The 21413-nt window shown below is 39.5% G+C and carries 19 protein-coding genes and 1 tRNA gene; 16 read left to right on the forward strand and 4 right to left on the reverse strand.

Annotated features, from left to right (window positions below):
- Positions 1 to 157 precede the first annotated feature (157 nt).
- From AC1DYB_RS19900 to AC1DYB_RS19945, 10 genes are all read left to right on the forward strand, one after another.
- Entirely contained in the window at positions 158 to 1099 is a 942-nt protein-coding gene (locus AC1DYB_RS19900) for a sensor histidine kinase (protein WP_477437389.1), read from the forward strand.
- A complete protein-coding gene (locus tag AC1DYB_RS19905) occupies positions 1096 to 1806 on the forward strand; it encodes a LytR/AlgR family response regulator transcription factor (protein ID WP_477437391.1) in 711 nt (236 codons plus the stop codon). Before AC1DYB_RS19900 ends, AC1DYB_RS19905 begins: the two co-directional genes overlap by 4 nt.
- Before the next feature lie 123 nt (positions 1807 to 1929).
- Positions 1930 to 2691 carry a 3-deoxy-8-phosphooctulonate synthase gene (gene kdsA, locus AC1DYB_RS19910; RefSeq protein ID WP_477396344.1) on the forward strand — a complete coding sequence of 254 codons (762 nt, stop codon included), beginning with the start codon at positions 1930 to 1932 and terminating at the stop codon, positions 2689 to 2691.
- 3 nt (positions 2692 to 2694) lie between these two features.
- Positions 2695 to 3630, forward strand: a complete 936-nt coding sequence (locus AC1DYB_RS19915) for a KpsF/GutQ family sugar-phosphate isomerase (protein WP_477396316.1) — start codon at positions 2695 to 2697, stop codon at positions 3628 to 3630.
- Positions 3631 to 3878: 248 nt separating this feature from the next.
- Complete coding sequence (locus tag AC1DYB_RS19920) at positions 3879 to 5177, forward strand: nucleotide sugar dehydrogenase (RefSeq protein WP_477437393.1); 1299 nt, start codon at positions 3879 to 3881, stop codon at positions 5175 to 5177.
- A 225-nt stretch (positions 5178 to 5402) separates the two neighbouring features.
- Complete coding sequence (locus AC1DYB_RS19925) at positions 5403 to 6806, forward strand: undecaprenyl-phosphate glucose phosphotransferase (protein ID WP_295720401.1); 1404 nt, start codon at positions 5403 to 5405, stop codon at positions 6804 to 6806.
- Between the two features lie 61 nt (positions 6807 to 6867).
- The gene (locus tag AC1DYB_RS19930; protein ID WP_477437396.1) at positions 6868 to 7587 is read left to right on the forward strand and encodes a helical backbone metal receptor; all 720 of its coding nucleotides are present in this window, start codon (positions 6868 to 6870) and stop codon (positions 7585 to 7587) included.
- Between the two features lie 263 nt (positions 7588 to 7850).
- Positions 7851 to 8447, forward strand: a complete 597-nt coding sequence (locus tag AC1DYB_RS19935) for a short chain dehydrogenase (protein WP_477437398.1) — start codon at positions 7851 to 7853, stop codon at positions 8445 to 8447.
- Between the two features lie 300 nt (positions 8448 to 8747).
- Positions 8748 to 10103 (forward strand): Gfo/Idh/MocA family protein, encoded by a 1356-nt coding sequence (locus AC1DYB_RS19940; RefSeq protein ID WP_477437400.1) that lies wholly within the window; start codon positions 8748 to 8750, stop codon positions 10101 to 10103.
- An 8-nt stretch (positions 10104 to 10111) separates the two neighbouring features.
- Positions 10112 to 11158 (forward strand): DUF6807 domain-containing protein, encoded by a 1047-nt coding sequence (locus AC1DYB_RS19945; RefSeq protein WP_477437402.1) that lies wholly within the window; start codon positions 10112 to 10114, stop codon positions 11156 to 11158.
- A gap of 135 nt (positions 11159 to 11293) precedes the next feature.
- Here the strand turns inward: AC1DYB_RS19945 and AC1DYB_RS19950 are convergent, their stop codons facing one another.
- Positions 11294 to 11818: a DinB family protein gene (locus AC1DYB_RS19950; protein WP_477437404.1), complete on the reverse strand. Its 525-nt coding sequence runs from the start codon at positions 11816 to 11818 to the stop codon at positions 11294 to 11296.
- Between the two features lie 248 nt (positions 11819 to 12066).
- Here AC1DYB_RS19950 and AC1DYB_RS19955 point away from each other — a divergent pair, with 248 nt between their 5' ends.
- Positions 12067 to 12984: a bestrophin family protein gene (locus AC1DYB_RS19955; RefSeq protein WP_477437406.1), complete on the forward strand. Its 918-nt coding sequence runs from the start codon at positions 12067 to 12069 to the stop codon at positions 12982 to 12984.
- 127 nt (positions 12985 to 13111) lie between these two features.
- Here AC1DYB_RS19955 and AC1DYB_RS19960 read toward each other — a convergent pair whose 3' ends face one another.
- The 3 genes from AC1DYB_RS19960 to AC1DYB_RS19970 form a co-directional block, all read right to left on the reverse strand.
- A complete protein-coding gene (locus AC1DYB_RS19960) occupies positions 13112 to 14215 on the reverse strand; it encodes a deoxyribonuclease II family protein (protein WP_295720420.1) in 1104 nt (367 codons plus the stop codon).
- Positions 14216 to 14649: 434 nt separating this feature from the next.
- Positions 14650 to 14731, reverse strand: a tRNA-Leu gene (locus tag AC1DYB_RS19965).
- Between the two features lie 143 nt (positions 14732 to 14874).
- Positions 14875 to 15345, reverse strand: a complete 471-nt coding sequence (locus AC1DYB_RS19970) for a GNAT family N-acetyltransferase (RefSeq protein ID WP_477437408.1) — start codon at positions 15343 to 15345, stop codon at positions 14875 to 14877.
- A 123-nt stretch (positions 15346 to 15468) separates the two neighbouring features.
- Here AC1DYB_RS19970 and AC1DYB_RS19975 point away from each other — a divergent pair, with 123 nt between their 5' ends.
- The 5 genes from AC1DYB_RS19975 (at position 15469) to AC1DYB_RS19995 (ending at position 21382) form a co-directional block, all read left to right on the forward strand.
- Positions 15469 to 15810 carry a hypothetical protein gene (locus AC1DYB_RS19975; RefSeq protein WP_295720430.1) on the forward strand — a complete coding sequence of 114 codons (342 nt, stop codon included), beginning with the start codon at positions 15469 to 15471 and terminating at the stop codon, positions 15808 to 15810.
- A gap of 9 nt (positions 15811 to 15819) precedes the next feature.
- Entirely contained in the window at positions 15820 to 16308 is a 489-nt protein-coding gene (locus AC1DYB_RS19980) for a DUF4268 domain-containing protein (RefSeq protein WP_477437411.1), read from the forward strand.
- A 280-nt stretch (positions 16309 to 16588) separates the two neighbouring features.
- Positions 16589 to 19057 carry a glutaminase family protein gene (locus tag AC1DYB_RS19985; RefSeq protein ID WP_477437413.1) on the forward strand — a complete coding sequence of 823 codons (2469 nt, stop codon included), beginning with the start codon at positions 16589 to 16591 and terminating at the stop codon, positions 19055 to 19057.
- Positions 19058 to 19324: 267 nt separating this feature from the next.
- On the forward strand, positions 19325 to 20644 hold the full coding sequence (locus AC1DYB_RS19990; RefSeq protein WP_477437415.1) for an MFS transporter: 1320 nt from the start codon (positions 19325 to 19327) through the stop codon (positions 20642 to 20644).
- Positions 20645 to 20653: 9 nt separating this feature from the next.
- Positions 20654 to 21382: a (Fe-S)-binding protein gene (locus tag AC1DYB_RS19995; protein WP_295720439.1), complete on the forward strand. Its 729-nt coding sequence runs from the start codon at positions 20654 to 20656 to the stop codon at positions 21380 to 21382.
- Positions 21383 to 21413 lie beyond the last annotated feature (31 nt).

Here is a 21413-nt window from a genome sequence, read left to right on the forward strand (position 1 = left end):
TTTTAATTAAATCTTTTATAAATGTATTTTAGCCATGAATGAAAATAACAGGATAGTGGGGTTGAATTTGCATCATAGAAATTTCAAAATTTTAACGCATGTATGCGTTTGGTTGGTTTTGATGGCATTACCTTATATTATGCACTCCTATAGGGCAATGCCATCCAGAGCGTACACCCAGGAAGAGATCAACGATTTTTTTAAGATAGATTACATGGGGTATTTTTTTTGGATAGGCACTTTTTACTTAAATAGTGCTGTACTGATCCCAAATTTGCTATTGAAAAAAAAATACTTTTATTATTCCTTGACTTTTATTTCAATTTACGCGCTGTACCTGTTTTTTCATCACCAGATATATGTGGCCTTAGAAATAGATGTGCCTTATAACTTAATGCGCACCAGTTGGTTAAGATTGCCGGCCTTTTTACTTACAATGGCAGCAAGTTTGGCATATAGCCTGAATAACAATTTACTTGAATACAAGAATAAATTGAATGAAACCGACAGGGAAAAATTAAAGACCGAACTTTCATTTCTGCGATCACAGATAAGTCCCCATTTTATATTCAATATACTGAATAACATAGTTGCGCTGGTTAGGTTGAACAGTTCAGAACTTGAACCAACAGTGATGAAGCTTTCTGGTTTAATGAAATACATGCTGTACCACACGGATGAGGAGAAAGTAAATATTAAAGTAGAAGAAGAATACCTGAAAGATTATATTGATTTGCAAAAGCAACGATTTGGCCGGAAAGTTAAAGTAGAAACTACATTTAATATAAATAATGAATATCAGCTTATTGAGCCTATGCTTTTAATCCCATTTATAGAGAATGCATTTAAACACGGTGTAAGTTCAATTGATGATGCTCATATCACGATTGAGCTATTTGCAGGTGACCATTTTTTGAATTTTAATGTTAGTAATAAATACAACCCTTTTTATAAGGAGGAAAAAGATTCTTCGTCGGGCATAGGGATAGCAAACGTGAGCAGGAGAATCAATCTGTTGTATGAAAACAAACATGAGTTAACTATCAATAATAAAAACAACCTTTTTGAAGTTAATTTAATATTAAAATTGGACGCATGATAAATTGTATCGCGGTTGACGATGAACCTCTGGCTTTAAGTTTACTTACTGATAATATAAGTAAAATACCTTTTTTAAACTTACAGGCGGCATGTGATGATGGTTTTTCGGCAAGTAAGGCTTTACAGGATAGCAACGTGGATTTGATGTTTATTGATATCCAGATGCCCGGAGTTACAGGGATTCAGTTTATAAATAGCCTGATAAATAAACCGCTGATTATAATCGTATCTGCCTATAAACAATATGCTTTGGAGGGTTTTGCCTTAAATGTGGTTGATTACCTGATGAAACCTGTTCCGATGGAGCGTTTTATGATGGCTTGCAACAAGGCTAAAGAGCTTTATGAATTTAAAGAATTGAAGCAGTCTTTAATTAACCAATCAGCAGATCATACTTATCTAAACGCCGGCTATTCAGTTCTTAAAATTGTATTTGATGAAATACAATATCTGGAAGGCTTGAGGGATTATGTGAAAATATATTTTCCAGATGATAAAAAAACAGCTATTGTAAGGCTAAGCTTTAAAAACGTAGAAAAAAACTGGCCGTCTTATTTTATGCGGGTGCATAAGTCATTTATCATCAACACCCGTAAAATTGAGGCGGTAAGTAAAACTTCCATCATCATTAACGGGAAGGAGATACCAATTGGGGAAGCTTACCGGCAATCGGTAACGGCATTAATTGAAGCTAACAGCAAATAAATTTTAACATGCTGGCTGGCGAAAAAAGCACCCTGTAATTTCGACCTCCTTGTTTTCCATTCGTGAAATTCGTGCTTATAATTATCTTTGCCCTATAACTTTCATAATATGTTGTTTGAGCAAATGCGGCAGAAGCCGTTTTTTATACTGGGACCCTGTGTAATGGAGAACCAGGAACTGTTATACCAGGTAGCAGAAAAAGTTGCCGAAGTAGGGCAGAAATACAATGTGCCTGTAGTATTCAAGTCATCATTTGATAAAGCCAATCGTACATCTATACATTCATATCGCGGTCCGGGTATTGAAAAAGGTATGGAAATGCTTCAAAATGTGAAGGATAAATTTGGCTTGCCTGTTTTAACTGATATTCACGAGCCTTTTCAGGCAGCCATTGCTGCAGAGGTGGTTGATGTTTTGCAGATCCCAGCTTTTTTATGCCGTCAGACAGATCTGTTAGTAGCAGCAGCCCAAACCGGTAAAATTGTAAATGTAAAAAAAGCACAATTCCTTTCTGGCGCAGATATGTTTTATCCCGCCCAAAAGGTTTTGGAAGCAGGTAATAACCAGGTAATACTTACCGAGCGTGGTAATATGTATGGTTACAATAACCTGGCGGTTGATTTCAGGAATATTTATGATATGAAAGCATTTGGTCACCCGGTTTGCATGGATTGTACCCATTCGGTACAACGTCCGGGCGGGGCAGGGGGCAAAACCGGCGGCGACCGTACTTTTGTGCCTATGATGGCCTTGGCTGCAAAAGCTTTTGGCGCTGATGGTTATTTCATTGAAACTCATCCCGATCCTGATAATGCTTTAAGCGATGGCCCTAATATGCTTAAACTGCATGATTTGGATGGTTTGATTGCTTCATTAGTTGGTTAAGCAATGAAGGATATTGCTAAAAGAGTTTTTGATATAGAGATCGAATCGCTGCAACATGTGGCCGGTTTAATTGATGACGAGTTTACCAAGACGGTAAATGCCATATTAAGCAATACCGGGAAGCTTATTGTTATAGGCATCGGTAAATCTGGGCTTATAGGCAAAAAAATTGCAGCTACTTTAGCAAGTACAGGTACGCCCAGTTTTTTCCTTCATCCCGGTGAGGCTTTTCATGGGGATTTGGGTATGGTTAGTACCAATGATATCGTGATGCTGATCTCTTATTCGGGCGAAACTGATGAGGTGTTAAGGATCATTCCATTTTTAAAATGGAATAAAAACCTGGTTATAGGGGTAACCGGTAATCCAAATTCAACAGTAGCTAAAAATAGCGATCACCATTTAAATGTTAAAATTTCACGTGAGGCCTGTCCCCTTGAACTTGCACCAACCTCATCAACCACGGCCGCATTGGTAATGGGCGATGCGCTTGCAATTGCTTTAATGGAATCCCGTGATTTTAAACAGCATGATTTTGCCCGTTTCCATCCCGGTGGAAGCCTGGGGCGCAAGCTGCTTATAAAAGTTAAAGACCTGATGCGTACCGATAAACTGCCATTTATTGAGGAGCAGGCTTCATTTATGAATCTGTTATTAAAAATGTCAGAAGGGCGGTTGGGTATGGTTATGGTAGGGGATGCTACTTATATTAAAGGTATAGTTACCGACGGGGATCTGAGAAGGGCCCTGTTAAAGCATCCTGATATAGCAACCTTAACTGTGTTTGAAATTATGACCCAAAATCCTATTATTATAGATGAAGATGAGTTTGCAAGTCATGCAGAACAGCTTATGCTGGAAAAGAAAGTTACTACATTGCTTGTAGGTTCGGCACAAAACAGATCAATATCTGGCGTTTACCAGATATATAATGTTTAATCCCAACAGAAAATAACTTTACCCGGTTTAGTGATGATAGAAAATACGCCGGTTCATAAACCCGTCGGGATGATCGTTCGGAATTTCAGCAAAACTGAATTGGAAGCTGCTAAATAACGATAGAAATAATTCAAATCTCATACAATATCCGAGAAGGTGTAAATAACCAACGGAGTCATGCTATAAAGAGCCGGGTTCAGCGTTTATAGCAAAATTAATTAACTTTACCCATCTATACTACCTTATAAATGTTTGAAGAGCCCCTGAGTATCCGCATTGCAATAATAGGCCTCGGTTATGTTGGTTTACCATTAGCTGTTGAGTTTGCCAAAAAATTTCCGGTTAAAGGTTTTGATATAAAGAAAGGCCGGGTTGATGAATTAAATAATGCATTTGATCGCACGCTTGAAACGGATACAGAAGTTTTAAGATCGGTTTTATCAACAGGCATTGGCAATGGTCTTATTTGTACGTCAACTGTTCAGGATATTACCGATTGCAATGTATATATCATCTCGGTACCCACACCAACAGATCTGCACAACCGTCCCGATTTGAGTTTATTGATAAAAGCAAGTGAATCTGTTGCCAACGTACTACAGCCAGGTGATGTAGTTATTTATGAATCAACAGTTTATCCTGGCGTTACCGAAGATGTGTGCGTACCAGTGCTTGAGCGGGTGTCAAAATTAAAGTATAATGTCGATTTCTTTGCCGGATACTCGCCGGAGCGAATCAATCCCGGAGATAAAATTCATACGTTAACTAATATTTTGAAGGTAACCTCTGGCTCAACGCCCGAGGCTGCGGATTTTATTGACAAGCTTTATCAAACTATTGTTCATGCTGGTACACATAAAGCCCCAAGTATAAAGGTTGCCGAGGCCTGTAAAGTAATAGAAAACTCGCAGCGCGATATCAATATTGCTTTTGTCAATGAGCTATCCAAAATATTTAATATTATCGGTATTGATACACACGCGGTTTTGGAAGCGGCAGGTACCAAATGGAATTTTCTGAATTTTAAACCCGGACTTGTGGGTGGCCATTGCACGGGCGTTGATCCTTACTATCTTGCTCAAAAAGCGCAGGAAGTTGGCTACCATCCCGAGATCATATTGGCTGGTCGGCGGCTTAATGACGGCATGGGTACTTATGTAGCCCTGGAGGTCATTAAACTAATGATTAAGAAAGATATTCAGGTTAAAAACTCAAATGTATTGGTACTTGGTTTTACATTTAAAGAAAATTGCCCGGATGTACGGAATACAAGAGTAATTGATATTGTAAAGGTTTTAAGTGAATATGAAATTTGTTATGAAATATATGATCCCTGGGCCGATCCTTCAGAAGTTAAACACGAGTATGGCGTACAAACAATTAAGCATGTTGATGGTTTAAAGGGGGGGTATGATGCCATAATAGTTGCGGTTTCGCACAGGGAATTTTTTGAGTTAAATTATAGTCAGCTAAAGAAAACGCCTTTATCTGTTATATATGATATAAAAGGCATGCTTGATAAAGATATCGTTGACGGACGGTTATAGTATCGCCGGATTTACAAGATTAATATTCGCGTTTTACGATCATAAAGGGTTACTTAATGCGCTAATAATTTTATATTTGATTTTGTTGAAATTTCTAAATTTTTAATTTTGTCAATCATGCCCTAACACTTTTGTAATCGTTTGTGCATTCAATTATCACATTGTTATTTATAAATAAATATGCTAATTTTAGCAGGTGTTGTATACTTCAAGAAGCTCTAATACATGATTCACAGATACGCTACTTTTATTAAAGCAGTGAACCTTACCATTGATTATATTATACTTAATATGAGCATGGTAATTTCTTACTTTATTGAGGACAGGTCATACGTTTTTTGGATAAATAACAGAAAATATTTACCTATTGTTTTAGTTTTTAACTTAATCTGGTTATTGTCTGCCAATATCACCGGGTTGTATGAACACGTATTAAATAAAGACTCTATAAAAACTTACCGAGGTGTAATAAAAACCTACCTGTTGTTTGTGAGTTTTATCTGCTTTACTATTATAATACTCATAGGTACAAAGGCTTATTTTATTACTCGGGAGTATTTGTTTTACTCGTTGGCACTGTTCGGTTTTCTTTTAGGTTTATGGAAATTGATATTTCTTACCATTCGTAAAAGTGATAGGGCATCGCTAATTGATACCCGGGCCGTAATTATTATTGGTGGCGGCCGTATAGGAACTGATCTTTATAGCTTTTTCAAACAAAACCCTGAACGTGGTTACAGCCTGATTGGCTTTTTTGATGATGACCCCAAAACAGTTAGCGACAATCATTTATATTTAGGAGGAACGGATGATTGTATAAGCTATGTGTTAAACAATAAAGTCGATGAGATATTTTGTACACTGCCAAGCTCAGAAGCACAAACTATTGAGCGGCTTATGCTTGATGCAGATAAAAACCTCATCAGGTTTAAATTTATACCAGAGTATTATGACTATGCAAAAAAACCAACCTTTATACAAAGTTTTGGGCATATCCCGGTAATATCTGTAAGACCCGAGCCGCTCGAAAATATGCTCAACAGGTTTATAAAGCGACTGTTTGACGTTACATTTTCGTTGTTCATTATTCTGTTTGTGTTTAGCTGGCTGTTCCCAATATTGGCTATCCTGATCAAACTTGAGTCGAGAGGACCTATATTTTTTGTACAGGAACGCTCTGGCAGGGATAATAAACCATTTAAATGCTATAAATTCCGCAGTATGCGGGTAAATAAAGATTCGGATAAGAAGCAAGCTACCCGTGGCGATGCCCGTATAACTAAAACAGGCGCTTTTATCCGCAAAACTAGTTTAGATGAACTGCCTCAGTTTTTCAATGTAATACTTGGTAACATGTCTGTAGTAGGTCCACGGCCTCACATGATCAGCCACACTCAACAATATTCGCAGTTGATAGATACTTTCATGGTAAGGCACTTTCTTAAGCCTGGTATTACCGGGTGGGCACAAATTAAAGGTTTAAGGGGCGAAACACAAACCACCCAGGCTATGCTTGAACGTGTGGAGGCTGATGTTTGGTACCTGGAGAACTGGTCGTTCCTGTTAGATCTGAAGATTGTATTTTTAACTTTCTGGAACGCTTTAAGGGGCGAAAAGAACGCGTTTTAATATGGCTGTGTTCCACGATCAATTAAATCGTGAAGTATGTTTACCTGCCGTACCTAAAAGGATGATTTCTGTTGTTCCATCCCAAACCGAACTTTTATTATATTTAGGGTTGGATGCTGAACTTGTTGGCATTACCAAATTCTGCATTCATCCAAAGCAAAAAGTTAAAAGTATAACCAAAGTAGGGGGTACCAAGCAGCTAAATATTCCACTGATTAAATCATTACAGCCCGATCTGATAATAGCCAATAAAGAAGAAAACGAACGTAGCCAGGTAGAAGAGCTCATGAATACCTGCCCGGTTTGGATAAGCGATATCTATGATCTTGATACTGCAATTAAGATGATCCGGGGTGTAGGTTTAATAGTCGATCGCCAGGGAGAGGCGGAAATTTTATGTAGTGAGATCAGCCTGGGTTTTAATACATTGCTTTTACCTCGTTTAAATCTTCGGGTAGCTTACCTTATCTGGCGAAAACCTTATATGGTGGCCGCCAAACAAACTTATATTGATAGCCTGTTACAAAAGTGTGGTTTAATCAACACTTTTGTAACAGCCAGGTACCCCGAAGTTTCGGCCGATGAACTGGTTAAAGTAAATCCAGATGTTGTATTTTTATCATCAGAACCTTACCCTTTTGCACAAAAACATATAGAAGAATTTAAACAGTTGCTGCCAAAGGCGAAAATTATTCTGGTAGATGGTGAATTGTTTTCATGGTATGGCAGCAGGTTGTTGCAAGTGCCGGAGTATCTAAAATCTTTAATGCAGATAGTTTAATCTTTAGTTTCGGCTGCAAATATTAATTGCTTTTTAATACCCTCTTTCTCCAGGTTTGATTTGCCGGCGGCTCTAAGTAGCTATTAATCTAAGGGCATAAAGCCCGCTTTTAACCGGCTGATTTTTATACCATATTTATTGTCATTTTTTATTCGGACAAGTGTTTTTCCCTCTCAATTTCATGCACGGAATTATAAAACGGTTTAAATTAGTACGATCGTAAATTATGAACCTATTAAAAAAAACAATATAAATAAGCTATCATGAAAATCATTATCGTGGGTGCTACCGGCACCATAGGAAAGCACGTAACTGCTGCTCTTGAAAAAGAACACCAGGTTATAAAAGTAGGCTTAAATAGCGGCGACCTGCAATTAGACATTAGCTCACCGGAAGCTATTGAGCGTTTTTATGAGCAGGTTGGCCCATTTGATGCACTGGTAAGTACAACCGGAAACGGCCATTTTGGGCCTTTAGCTTCGATGAAATATGCTGATTTCATGAAAGGGATAGATAGTAAGCTCATGGGACAGGTTAACCTGGTTTTAACAGGTCAGCATTATATTAATCCTAAGGGTTCTTTTACATTAACATCTGGTATTTTAAGTGAAGATCCCATTGTTTTAGGAGCAAATTTAAGCGCCGTAAATGGGGCGCTTGATGCTTTTGTAAGATCGGCAGCAATCGAGCTTGAAAATGGTGTCCGTATCAATTCCATAAGTCCTGGCGTGGTGGAGGATTCTCCCGGGTATTTTCCATACTTTCCCGGCCATGCACCCGTGACTATGGAAAGGGTAACACAGGCCTATATCAAAAGTGTTTTGGGTGCTCAAACGGGGCAAACTTTTAAGGTATTTTGACAAAAGGAGTAGTTAATACTATTATATATTAGTTGCAATGCTTATTGATATTTTTAGCAGTTTGCTTCTTCAAGAAACCATTACAAATAGTTATCATTACCTCATTGTAATATGTTTCTTACAAAAAGGATAATATTTTTAGTGAGATTTCATCGATATTTGACTTTGCCAGTTACACAAACTGTGTTTAAACCAATTTACCTGTACTCTACAAAAAATATTATGGTTGCGGCCTGATGATTGACATCAGCTGCAATTTCAAGAGCAATTAAAATCAACAACCTAAGTAATACAACTATTATGGAAAAATCACGTCGAACTTTTATCAGGCAAGTCGCAATAGTAGGGGCCGGAACATTGCTCACCAAAACCGCATGGAGCGCCAAAAGCTATAAACGCATTATCGGCGCTAATGATCGGGTACGGGTTGGTGTTGTAGGGTTTTCTGACAGGCATAAAAGTTCGCATATTCCCAGTTTTATGAACCACTACAAAGAACTCAATTTTGAGGTAGTAGGTGTATCAGATATCTGGAAAAGGCGTAGAGAAGAAGGCGCTGCAGCCTGGAAAGAAAAGATGCAGAATGATGTAAAGGCTTACCGCAATAATGAGGAATTATATGATAGTAAATCGGTAGATGCGGTATTTATCAGCACTGCTGATTTTCAGCATGCCCGCCATGCTATTGAAGCAGTAAAAGCTGGATGTGATGCTTATGTGGAGAAGCCTTTTGCAGAAACTATGGAAGATAACCGCGATGCCCTTAAAGCGATAAAGGAATCGGGTAAGATAGTGCAGATAGGTTCACAGCGCAGGAGCGGAGCTAATTATCATGCGGCTAATGATTTTATCCGTTCGGGTAAATTTGGCCCCATCACCATGGTTGAATTAACCTGGAATGTTAACCAGCCCGGCCGCTGGCGCAGACCTGAGCTGTTAGGCGCATTAAAAGAAGGCGATACTGATTGGAAACGTTTTATTATGAACCGTCCGTATGAACCGTTCGACCCACGCAAGTACCTAGAATTTCGTTTGTTTTGGCCATATTCATCTGGATTGGCAGGTCAATGGATGAGCCATCAGATTGATACTGTACATTGGTTTTCGGGCCTTAAACATCCGCGAAGCGTAGTTGCCAATGGGGGGATTTATATGTGGAAAGACGGCCGCAGAAACTGGGATACCATTTTGGCCGCCTTTGATTATGGCCCGCTGGATGACGCTTCAACTGGTTTCCAGGTTACTTTTGGTTCGCGCATGCACAACGGAGATGAGCATCCGGCAGAGATTTATTATTCAAACGGAGGTGAATTAAACCTGATAACTAACAAAGTTTCGCCAAACGGCGGCTTAACACAAAAGATGGCTGCCGCCATGAATATGCAGGCAAACCTGCTCCCCGAGGTTAGTCTGGCAAATACCGAAAAGGTAATTGCTTCGGCCAATACAGGCGGCGATGTACTGACTTCAAATCATGTGCGTAACTGGATGGAATGTGTACGCAGTCGTAAACAGCCAAATGCGCCGGTTGAAGCAGGATACAGCCATTCTATAGCAAATATTATGACCAATGCTGCCGTTCATACCGGCTATAAAGCCACATTTGATGAGAAAACCCAGGAGGTAATGGTGAACGGTCAGATATTTAAATTTTAATAGACATTATGATAAACAGGTTCAAAAAGTTGGGGTTGATTGTAGGATTAACAGCCCTGACTTCGGCTGTATCGGCTCAAAAAAGCGAACCGGTAAAGATAGTGAGCTCGGCAAAAGAACATAAGGTTGATGTTTTTGTCGGCGGCAAGCTGTTTACCAGTTTTCTGTATCCTGATAGTCTTGAAAAACCGGTATTGTATCCTTTGTATGCCGCTAACGGTACCGTTGTTACCCGTGGCTTTCCACTTGAACCTAAACCCGGTGACCCGACTGATCATCCGCACCATATTGGTTTATGGTTTAATTTTGAAAACTTAAACGGGCTTGACTTCTGGAACAATTCATATGCCATTCCTAAAGACAAAAAGAATTTATACGGTTGGATACGTACTGACCATATATTGAAAGCGGCCGGCGGAACTATTGGGGTATTGGCCTATCATGCAAACTGGACCAACCAGCAAAAAGAGGTTCTTTTAGAAGAAACTACAAGTTTTGAATTTAGCGGAAAAGGTAACCAGCGTATAATTGACCGGGTTACTACCTTAAAAGCCGATGTAGATGCTGTTTTTAACGATGCCAAAGACGGCATGCTGGGCCTGCGTTTAGCGCACGAATTGCAGATGCCCACTACAGAGGATCAAAAATTCACAGATGATAAAGGTAATGTAACCATAGTTAAAGGTGGCACAGATAAATTAGCCAATGGTAATTACTTAACCAGTGCCGGTAAAACAGGTAACGATGCTTGGAGCACCCGTGGTGTATGGTGCAAGGTTTTTGGCAAAATGGGTGCCGATTCGGTAAGTATTGCTATAATAGATCATCCTGGAAATCCCAACTATCCTACATTCTGGCATGCCCGGGGTTATGGCCTGTTTGCAGCCAATCCGCTTGGTGAAAAGATCTTTACCAATGGCAAATCGGCTAAAAACCTGAGCCTGAAGAAAGGAGAATCTGTAACTTTCCGGTATCGAGTAGTTATTAATAATGGCGAACAAACTATCAGCGCAATTCAGCTAAACGAAATTGCTAAAGATTTCGCTAAAAAATAGCGGCGAAAGACTTACGAAGTTTCTAAAACTTCGTAAGTCTGGGATTCTGCAACTTTCAATAGATGCGAAGCAATTGACGGCTCACTAATTATTTAAAACAACTGCTAAGTTAATAGCGAAATATTTAGCGTAACGCTAATCCCTGTTCCAAAACGCTGGCGGTTCGATTCCCAGAGATCGGAGGTAAACATAGCCTTGTCCGCGGTGATGGATTTCGTTATCAATCCAATAGAGAATTATATCAGATGTTATGCCTTCATATGCTCCGAAAGCCACCATTACTTCTTGAAAGCGCTGTTGTGGTATCAGGGGCCAAAGTGTCTCAATTTTATAGGTGATATCATCCCATAAATTTAAAATTTCTTCTTTTGTGTTGGCGAAAGAGCCTCCTGAATGGTGGCCAAGCTTTGCAACGGGTGTAGGGCTATCCTGGAAAAGGTCCTGAATACCTGAATCTGCAATACTCATAATTTCCTTTACCATCATAGCAAAGGGACGCATTCCTCCAATCGAATATTCAAATAACTTATCTTTTGGAAAAGCTTCAATTACCTGCCTCGTTAGCCGGCGATGACCTTGCCAATGATTTAATATGGCATCTGAAGAGGTGAACCCCTCCATCGCATTGCTTGTTTGCTGTGTGCTTAGATTGTTTTCCATTTTGTTTGTTTTAATTAAAAAAATGATTTCATAACAAAGAAAAGCAGGCCCGATGACAGCCCTATGTCAGTAGTGATAAAAGATATTTGAAAGGAACAGAATAAAAACCGGTTGTTCGGTTCCCGTGTGGGTTTGTTACCTCGAAGATATTTTGAAGGTAATTGAAAATGTAATTATATTAGAATGGTTCAACAAACAAATTAATGTAGCTCAAAAGCGGCTATTAGTTTTATTGAAAAGAATATAATATGATTATCAGAAAAAACGAACACTGGTTCCGAATGCTGTTCATGTGGAAAGGATCGGTATTGCCGAAACTTTTATCACGACTGTTATTGCTGTTTGCGCTATCTGTAATTGTTGTTTTTGCTAAGGGAATTCTCTTTCATTATAAAATACCACTTAATCCTGCTCCGTTTACACTGTTTGGCATTGCTTTAGCACTTTTCCTGGGATTCAGAAATAACGCCAGCTACGATCGTTTTTGGGAAGCCCGTAAACTTTGGGGGGCCTTACTTAACGATACCCGTTCTTTAGCAAGGCAGGCCATAGCTTTAAGTGGCTATCTGCTCAATTCTACGGAGGTAGAAACCTTTGTTAATTACCTGGTAGCTTTTACCTATACGCTTAAACACCAGTTAAGGCATACAGACGCAAACGACGATCTGCAAAAAAGGCTGCCTCCGGAAATTTACCCCGATGTAAAAGGCGCTATTTATAAGCCGGTTATGTTAATGAAGGAAATGGCTATTTGGGTAAAAAATGCCAAAGAACAAGGTAAAATAGATTCCATTCAGCAAGTGGCGTTTGATGAAAATTTGGGCAAACTATCTGATATCGTCGGCGGCTGCGAAAGGATAGCATCTACGCCCATACCTTATACTTACAGGATACTGTTACATCGTACAGTTTATATTTACTGCTTTTTGCTTCCTTTTGGATTTGTAGATAGTTTGGGCTGGTTTACACCACTTATCGTAATTTTTATAGCTTACACCTTTGTTGCGCTGGAAGCCATTGCCGATGAAATTGAAGAACCTTTTGGGGTAGAACCTAACGATCTGGCTTTAAACGCGATGAGCTTGATGATTGAAACTACCTTGCTGGAGATGATTGGAAAGCCCTTGCCTGAAAAACCAGTTAATCAAGGCTCTATTATCGACTGATCTCAATGCTAAATATAAATACGGTGTTTTGATGCGGAATATTGACTGGAAGAGAAAAGATATCAACGGGAATGATCTTTCGGATAACTCCCGTTGATATTAACTGTTAAGCTATTGTCATTTAGTTCTATAGGCCGATCGGTTGAGCTTTTTTGGGTGGATGCGTTTGATGGATCACCTGGTGGACTTCAGTTCTTGATTTTCCCGGAGGCGCCAAAACAAGATTTGTTTTTGATAATGCCTGCCACAGCGTTCTATTTTGAAATGCAATGGTGCCTCCACCGCGTTTCTTTTGTGACACCATGCGGTTGATATCGCCAACACAAACCCATGGGCTGTGCAATGTGATCCCCCATTTGGCATGGTCATGGGTTTCGGGCCAGGCCCAATGTACGCCCAGAGCAGCTAAATTGATGTATTTGATGTCAAAGGTTTTGTGGATACCGTCGCTGTCGGCCTGGGGTGGGATAGGTCCCCTGATCCATGTTTCAACATCCATGTCATCTCCCAGCGCAGGCCCTACTAAGTCATTCCAAAAATCATCATCCCATTGTTTATTCTTGGCAATCACCTTGAAGGGCATACCGCCGATGGATGTCAGTTCGAGCACGTCACTCTTTTTGGGAGGTTTGGGGTTTAATGGTTGTGTTAATATATAAAGAGGATCGGTAGTGGGGAGGTCTGCGGTATGATTATAATAAACCTGCGGCTCCTGGTGGTCTGCCATTTGCGTGGCTATTTTCCTGCAGGTGTCAATATCCAACGATATACACAAATAGGTTTGCCCATACTGAGGAGTCGGGTCTGCCTTTGCACCAGGGTCATTAAATTTTGGCCATGAATGCAGTATCCAAAACCCGGTATTTGTTTCTGTATCAAAAGCGATCGCGCCTTTAGTGTGCCCTTTATTGCCATCATCTGTCTTGCCCACACTTTCAGGCATCTCATCGTTGTACATGATCCACCCCGTCTTTCCTGTTGGTGCTGCAAAGCTGTCAAGCACCGATTTGAGTGTAAGATTAAGTGCGCCATTGCCGCTGTTAAGAACATTCGGCGATTTAGTAACGTTCCTTTGTTTCAGATCAGGATTTGCATCAATCTTTGAGTCATAATAAACGTATTCGTACCCTGTGGCGCTATCGCTACCTGCACCAGGGCCAAGCTGTGGAACTTTGTAAATAAACCACCAATCTACCGGATTGCCGGTTTCATCAAGTGCTGAAATTTTCATAACTATCTGGGATTAAGTTGTTAATGCCATAAAGTTATATATATATTTAAATATTTTTTTATTTTTAAATATGAGATGATTCCAGATTGTTATGCTGCAAAATGCAAACAACCGCTACCTTATTAAATTAACGGCTTTTTTAAAATTTGCGGACCACGGAAGTGTATTTGAATATCTTGAGAGGGGGGAATTGACAATCACATTGATCTAAAAAAAATATCTATTAGCCTTTTAAATCTATCATTTCGCCAGGATAATACGCTTCTAACGACTCATCCAAAAATATCCCATCAATTTTAATGTTTAAGAAATCGTGATATCCTTCATAGTAGCTTTGGTCTATTTGGGTGACTATTTCATTCATATTAAAGCTATTTTCAAGAACTAATTTAAAACAAAAAACCCGATCAAATTGACCGGGTTTTAAACTGTTGTGCGGAAGAAGGGACTCGAACCCCCACGCCTCGCGGCGCCAGATCCTAAGTCTGGTGCGGCTACCAATTACGCCACTTCCGCATTAGGATTTTAACAGGTCGCAAAGATAGCGTTTTAAGATAAACTATAAAATATAATTTTAGTTTTTTATCTATCTACCTCATTTCTTTGCTATTAATTTAATTGAAGGTATTTATTAAGTATGTAACATACATCATCTGGAGCTAATGTTTATTCACTTTAAATTTAAATTGCGAAATTTTTTCTTCAAACCCTTCTGCAGCACGGTAAAAATCCAGGGAATGTTTATCCTCTTCGTTGGCATCAACAAATATTTCGCGTATATAATTTTGCCCTCCCCACGCTTTTATAGCCTGAAGTAATTTATTGCCAATACCCAGCCTTTGCAAGTGGGGGGCAACTGCAATATCATAAATAAAAAGGTCGGTATATTCTGAGTAGTACATCGGTAGTTCATAAGCCGTTAAACCACCTATTACTTTGTTTTTATAGATTGCTGCAATACAAATAAATTCATGCTTCCGCAGCAGTGTTTTTAAATAAGATGGTTTGGCGGGTATCAGATCGTTAGCTTCAAAAATATCCTTAAATAGATGGATAAGCTGTTCTGCAATCATCACATCATCAGATCCAAGTCGCCGGATAATAAGATCATCTATATTAAATTCCATCATAAAATAATTAAGTTAATTGGTAATTGAATCTAAGGATTTTTGAGTGTTAAAAAATCAAATTATTAATTCCATGAACAATTTCAAAACTCACTTGTAATATTCAAATATCAAGAACCTTCGGCTATGACTAATACAGTAAACTATTATATTAAAAAAGACAACGGTACAACAATAAATATCATTATTGAACCAGTGCTAACCCAGGCCGCAAATAATCATCTTAACTTTACAGGTGTGTATGCCTTATATAAAGGTAACGACCATGGCGAAGCCCGCCTGTTAGAGATGCAGGAAATAGCCCCCGAAATAGGAGAAAGCTACCCTTTGGTTGATGATGCAAAGAATCCGGATTTTTTGGGCAGGCTAACTTATAATAGCAACAAGTTGAAATGGGAATACACAGGCGGTTCGTTATCGCCGAATGAACAGCATCAAATTGTTGAGTTTATACAAAACGCAAAATAATCCATAAATTTGCCTGCTCATTTTAAAAAAAGACTATTGTACTCCCGCGATCAGGCATCACAAATTAAACAGGCATTCTGGACGGCCTTTGGCCAATACATTGCTCCGCATCCGTCAGCAGAGGGTTTAAAAATAAACTGGATAAACTATAAAACGGGCATTAAGCACCTTAGCTTTAAGATGCAGGCCGATAACCGTTCAGCTTTTATCGCCATTGAGATCGCTCATCCTGATACCGGCATCCAGGAATTGGTATTTGAACAGTTTAAAGAGCTCAAAGCTGTACTCAATTCAAGTATTGAGGAGGAGTGGGACTGGCAATTACACACTACCGATGAAAATAACAAAACCGTAAGCCGCATTATTAAAACCTTACCCAACGTAAGTGTTTTTAACCAAAAAGACTGGCCCGCGCTTATCTCATTCTTCAAACCCCGCATCATTGCCCTTGATGATTTCTGGAGCACCGCAAATTACAGCTTTGATATATTTAAGTGATGTGCAGATTTCAGATGTGCAGATGTGACAATTGTCTGAACCAGAATTTTTAGAATTAAAGAATTAACAGAATTTGATTTCATAATCTGCATATCTGAAATTTACATATCTGCACATTAATCCTTCATCTGCTCATCTAAAATCTGCCCATCTTTCTACAATTCGTATCAATTAATCGTCTATTTGACGCTTTTTTTTAAAACCGTTTATTAATTGAAAAGAAAAGCAAATATTTACCGATAATAATTATATATCTACATTATAAATCTTACTAAAACACATGAAAAGGTTTCCATTAACCGTATTTTTTGCACTTATTGTTTTTTTAGCAAGGGCGCAGGATACTCAAGCCCCGGCTTATCCACTGATAACACATAATCCTTACTTTAGTATCTGGTCATTTTCTGATAAATTAAATGAATCAACTACCAGGCACTGGACAGGTAAAAATCAATCATTACTTGGCTTGATAAAAGTTGACGGTGATGTGTACCGTTTTATGGGTAAAGAGCCGGCAACCTATAAAACTGTTGTTCCTGCTGCCGACGAAAAATCATACATCTGTAAATACACAGAAACCCAACCAACACAAAATTGGACTGATACAAAATTTGATGACACCGCCTGGAAAAGCGGCACCGCGCCCTTCAGTGATGATAAAGCAATGGGCAATACCGTTTGGAAGGGCCGGGATATTTGGGTAAGGAGAACCTTTACTTTTCATAAAACTGCTATTAATAAGCTTTATCTTAAACTACATCATGATGATGAGGCGGAAGTGTATCTGAATGGCGAAAAAATAAATGTGAGCAGCGGCGCTAATGGCGATCTGCAGATGATCACTCTTAAGGATGATGCAGTTGAAAAATTAAAGGAGGGCGAAAATGTTCTTGCTTTGCATTGTACCAACACAGGCGGAGGCGGAGCGCTTGATGCCGGCTTTGCTGATGAACTAAAGCCAACAGATCATGCTGAGCTGCAGGCTGCAAAACAAACCGGAGTTACCATCAATGCAACACAAACCATTTATTACTTTAAATGTGGTGATGTGGATCTGAAGGTTACATTCACGTCGCCGTTATTGATGAACAACTTGGCTTTATTGTCAAGGCCGGTATCTTATATTACTTATAGCGTAAAATCAAGTACTGGTAAAGCGCATAATGTGCAGGTTTATTTTGGCGCATCAACTGATGTTGCCCGCAATACACCAAACCAGGCGATGACCACTCAAAAATATGCAACGAGTACTTTGTCTGTTTTAAAAGCCGGTACCGTTGAACAACCTATCCTGCAAAAAAGGGGAGATGATTTGAGGATAGACTGGGGATATATGTATGTGGCGGTTCCCAAAACATTTGGTGCTCTGCAATATGTAAGCACCGAAAGTGAAGGGGTTAATTCATTTTTTAAAGGTGATGGTAAATCAACTGCAAAAGAGGGCACCAACCTGGTTTTGAATACTGTACTATCTCTTGGCATGGTTGGTAAAACTGCTGTAAGTAAATTTATTGAGCTGGGTTATGACGATATTACCCCGGTACAATATTTTCATGCCAATTTAAAACCATGGTGGAAAACCCCTCAAATTAAAACCATTGAGCAAGCGTTAGCCAAAGCAGCAGTTGATTATCCAGCGGTGTTAAAAAGCTGCACTGCCTTTAACAGTTCGGTATATAATGATGCCGAAAAAGCTGGTGGCGACAAATATGCAAAGCTATGTGTGCTGGCTTATCGCCAGGCCATATCAGCGCATACGTTAGTAAAAAGCCCGCAGGGCGAGATCCTGTTTTTATCTAAAGAAAACTTTAGTAATGGATCAATCAATACCGTGGATGTAACATACCCATCTGCGCCTTTGTTCCTGATTTATAACCCAAGCCTGATGGAAGGGATGTTGAACGGAATTTTCTACTTTAGTGAAACAGGCAAGTTTCCTCATGATTTTGCCGCACATGATTTGGGTACTTATCCTATAGCCAACGGGCAAACTTATGGTGAAGGTATGCCGGTTGAGGAATCGGGCAATATGCTGGCGCTTACTGCTGCCATAGTTAAAGCCAATGGCAACAACCCGGCTTATGCCAAAAAACATTGGAAGGTGTTAACAGATTGGGCCAATTATCTGAGCCGTGAAGGACTTGATCCCGCTAACCAGCTTTGTACCGATGACTTTGCGGGTCACCTTGCACGCAATGCTAACTTATCTGCTAAAGCAATTGTGGGTATCGGTTGCTATGCCCACCTTGCCGATTTGTTAGGTGAAAAAGCAGTGGCTGCTAAATACCAGGCGATGGCTAAAGAAATGGTGACTAAATGGATGAAAATGGCTGATGCAGGTGATCATTATTCATTGGTGTTTGATAAACCGGAAACCTGGAGCCAGAAATACAATATCGTTTGGGATAAGATTTTAGGATTAAACCTTTTCCCGCAATCTGTTTACGATCGTGAGATCAAATTTTATCTGACCAAGCAAAATGAATTTGGTTTGCCTTTAGATAGTCGCAAAACCTACACTAAAAGCGACTGGATCCTTTGGACTGCTACTTTAGCCAAAAATCAGGACGATTTTAAGACTCTTGCTGCTCCTGTATATAAATACGCGATGGAAACACCAACCCATGTACCATTAAGCGACTGGCACGAAACTACCGACGGCAAGCAGGTAGGTTTCCAGGCGCGCAGTGTGGTAGGGGGCTATTTCATAAAGCTACTACAAGAAAAATGGAGACCTGATGTTAAGTAGAGTTAGGGAATAGAATAAAGATTGAAGAGTCAAGAATTAAGATACAAGAATTAAGACCGAATCTTGTATCCTCATGTCATTGAGAGGGCAGCGCGGCAATCGTGAACTGTGCAGAATGCTTGCATAGTTCACGATTGCTGCGTACCTCTCAATGACATTTTTTTTACAAGTGCAATGTGCCTTGTCTCTTGATTCTTATATCTTGATTCTTGACTCTTATTATTCGCTCTTGTATCTTAAATCTTTTTCTATACTTTTATTGTGTCAATGGAAACCAAAAACAACAAGAAAACCATCCGTGCCTGGGCTTTTTTCGATTGGGCCAACTCGGCCTATAACCTGGTCATCACTTCAACAATTTTTCCGGCCTATTATGTAGCTATCACCTCAAATGCTAAAAATGGCGATAGGGTAATGTTTTTCGGTAAAAGCTTTATTAATACAGCATTATCAAACTACGCGCTGGCAGTTGCGTACATGATAATGGTTTTACTGTTGCCCATACTATCTTCAATTGCAGATTATAGGGGCAACAAAAAGGTTTTTATGCAATTTTTTACGTGGTTGGGCTCCATGTCATGCTGCGGGCTGTTTTTCTTCGGCCCAAATAACCTGGAGTTTGGCATAATTTGTTTTGCGCTTGCGGCTATCGGTTATAGCGGAGGTTTTGTTTTTTACAATTCTTATTTGCCAGAAATTGCTACCATTGATATGCAGGATAAAATAAGCGCTAAAGGATTTACTTACGGATATATCGGGAGTGTTATTTTACAGATCATATGTCTTGTTTTTGTGCTTTCGCCTAAAACCTTTGGATTAACCAGTGGTGGCGCAGCACAGCTTTCATTTCTTCTGGTTGGTATCTGGTGGATAGGTTTTGCGTATATCCCTTTCATCATATTGCCAAAAGGCAGCCCTAATGCAGAGCCCCATCAACACAACATTATTAAAGGCGGTTTTATTGAATTAGCTAAGGTTTGGGCCAAAGTTAAAACCATGCCCTTGTTAAAGCGATTTTTACCCGCGTTTTTCTTTTATTCTATGGGGGTGCAAACTATTATGCTGGTTGCCGCCGGCTTTGGCGCCAAAGTGCTAAAGATGGAAACAAGCGGTTTGATAGAAATCATCCTGATCATACAAATAGTTGCCATAGGCGGTGCTACACTAATGTCGCGCTTGTCGGCTATTTATGGTAACGTAAAAGTTTTAATATTGGTGGTAATTATTTGGGTAGCGGCATGTATAGCGGCGTATTTTGTAACCACCATTCCGCAATTTTATGGGCTGGCTATTATTGTTGGCTTAATTATGGGGGGCATTCAGTCAATGTCACGTTCCACTTATTCTAAATATTTACCCGAGAATATACCGGATACTGCCTCTTTCTTCAGTTTTTATGATGTTACCGAAAAACTGGCGATAGTAGGAGGCATGTTCAGTTTTGCTTTTATAGAAGAGATAACCGGTAGCATGCGCAATTCGACACTTGCATTATGCGGTTTTTTTATTATTGGATTAATATTATTGTTTTCTTTGTTAAAAGCTGAAAAAAGCATTCAAAAAAATGCTGACTTTAGCGCCGAATAATTTGTGCCGATGAAGATAGAGCTGTTTGTACCATGTTTTGTAGATCAATTATTTCCTGATACTGCTTTTAATACCGTAAAGGTATTGGAAAAGGCGGGCTGCAAAGTGAGTTTTAACCCAAACCAAACCTGCTGTGGTCAACCGGCGTTTAATGCTGGTTTTTGGGATGATGCAAAAGCCATTGGGAGTAAATTTTTGAACGATTTTTCGGAAGATAGTGTTATTGTTACGCCCTCGGCATCATGTACCGGCATGGTGAAAAATTATTATAATGATCTGTTTACCAATACCGCGGTACATAACAAATGCCGGGCTATACAGGGGAATATCTATGAACTTTCAGATTTCCTGGTAAATATTCTGCAGTTTGATTACTTCGGTGCTGAGTTGGATGGTAAGGCTGTTTATCATGATAGCTGTGCCGCCCTGCGCGAGTGCAAGATAAGGAATGAGCCACGCCAGCTGCTTTCCAAAGTACTGGGTTTAGAATTGCTCGAACTAAAAGATAATGAAACCTGCTGCGGTTTCGGCGGTACATTTGCTGTTAAATTTGAGGCTATTTCAACTGCGATGGCGCAGCAAAAAGTTGACAACGCATTGGCCGCAGGCGCCGAATATATTATCTCAACTGATGCTTCGTGCCTGATGCATCTGCAAAGCTATATTGATAAAAATAGCCTGCCTATAAAAACTATTCACTTGGCCGATGTGTTGGCATTGGGGTGGGGGAATGTTTGATTCTGATTTAAGATTTGGGATTTTCGATTTC

The organism is Mucilaginibacter sp. P2_A4 (assembly GCF_056405015.1).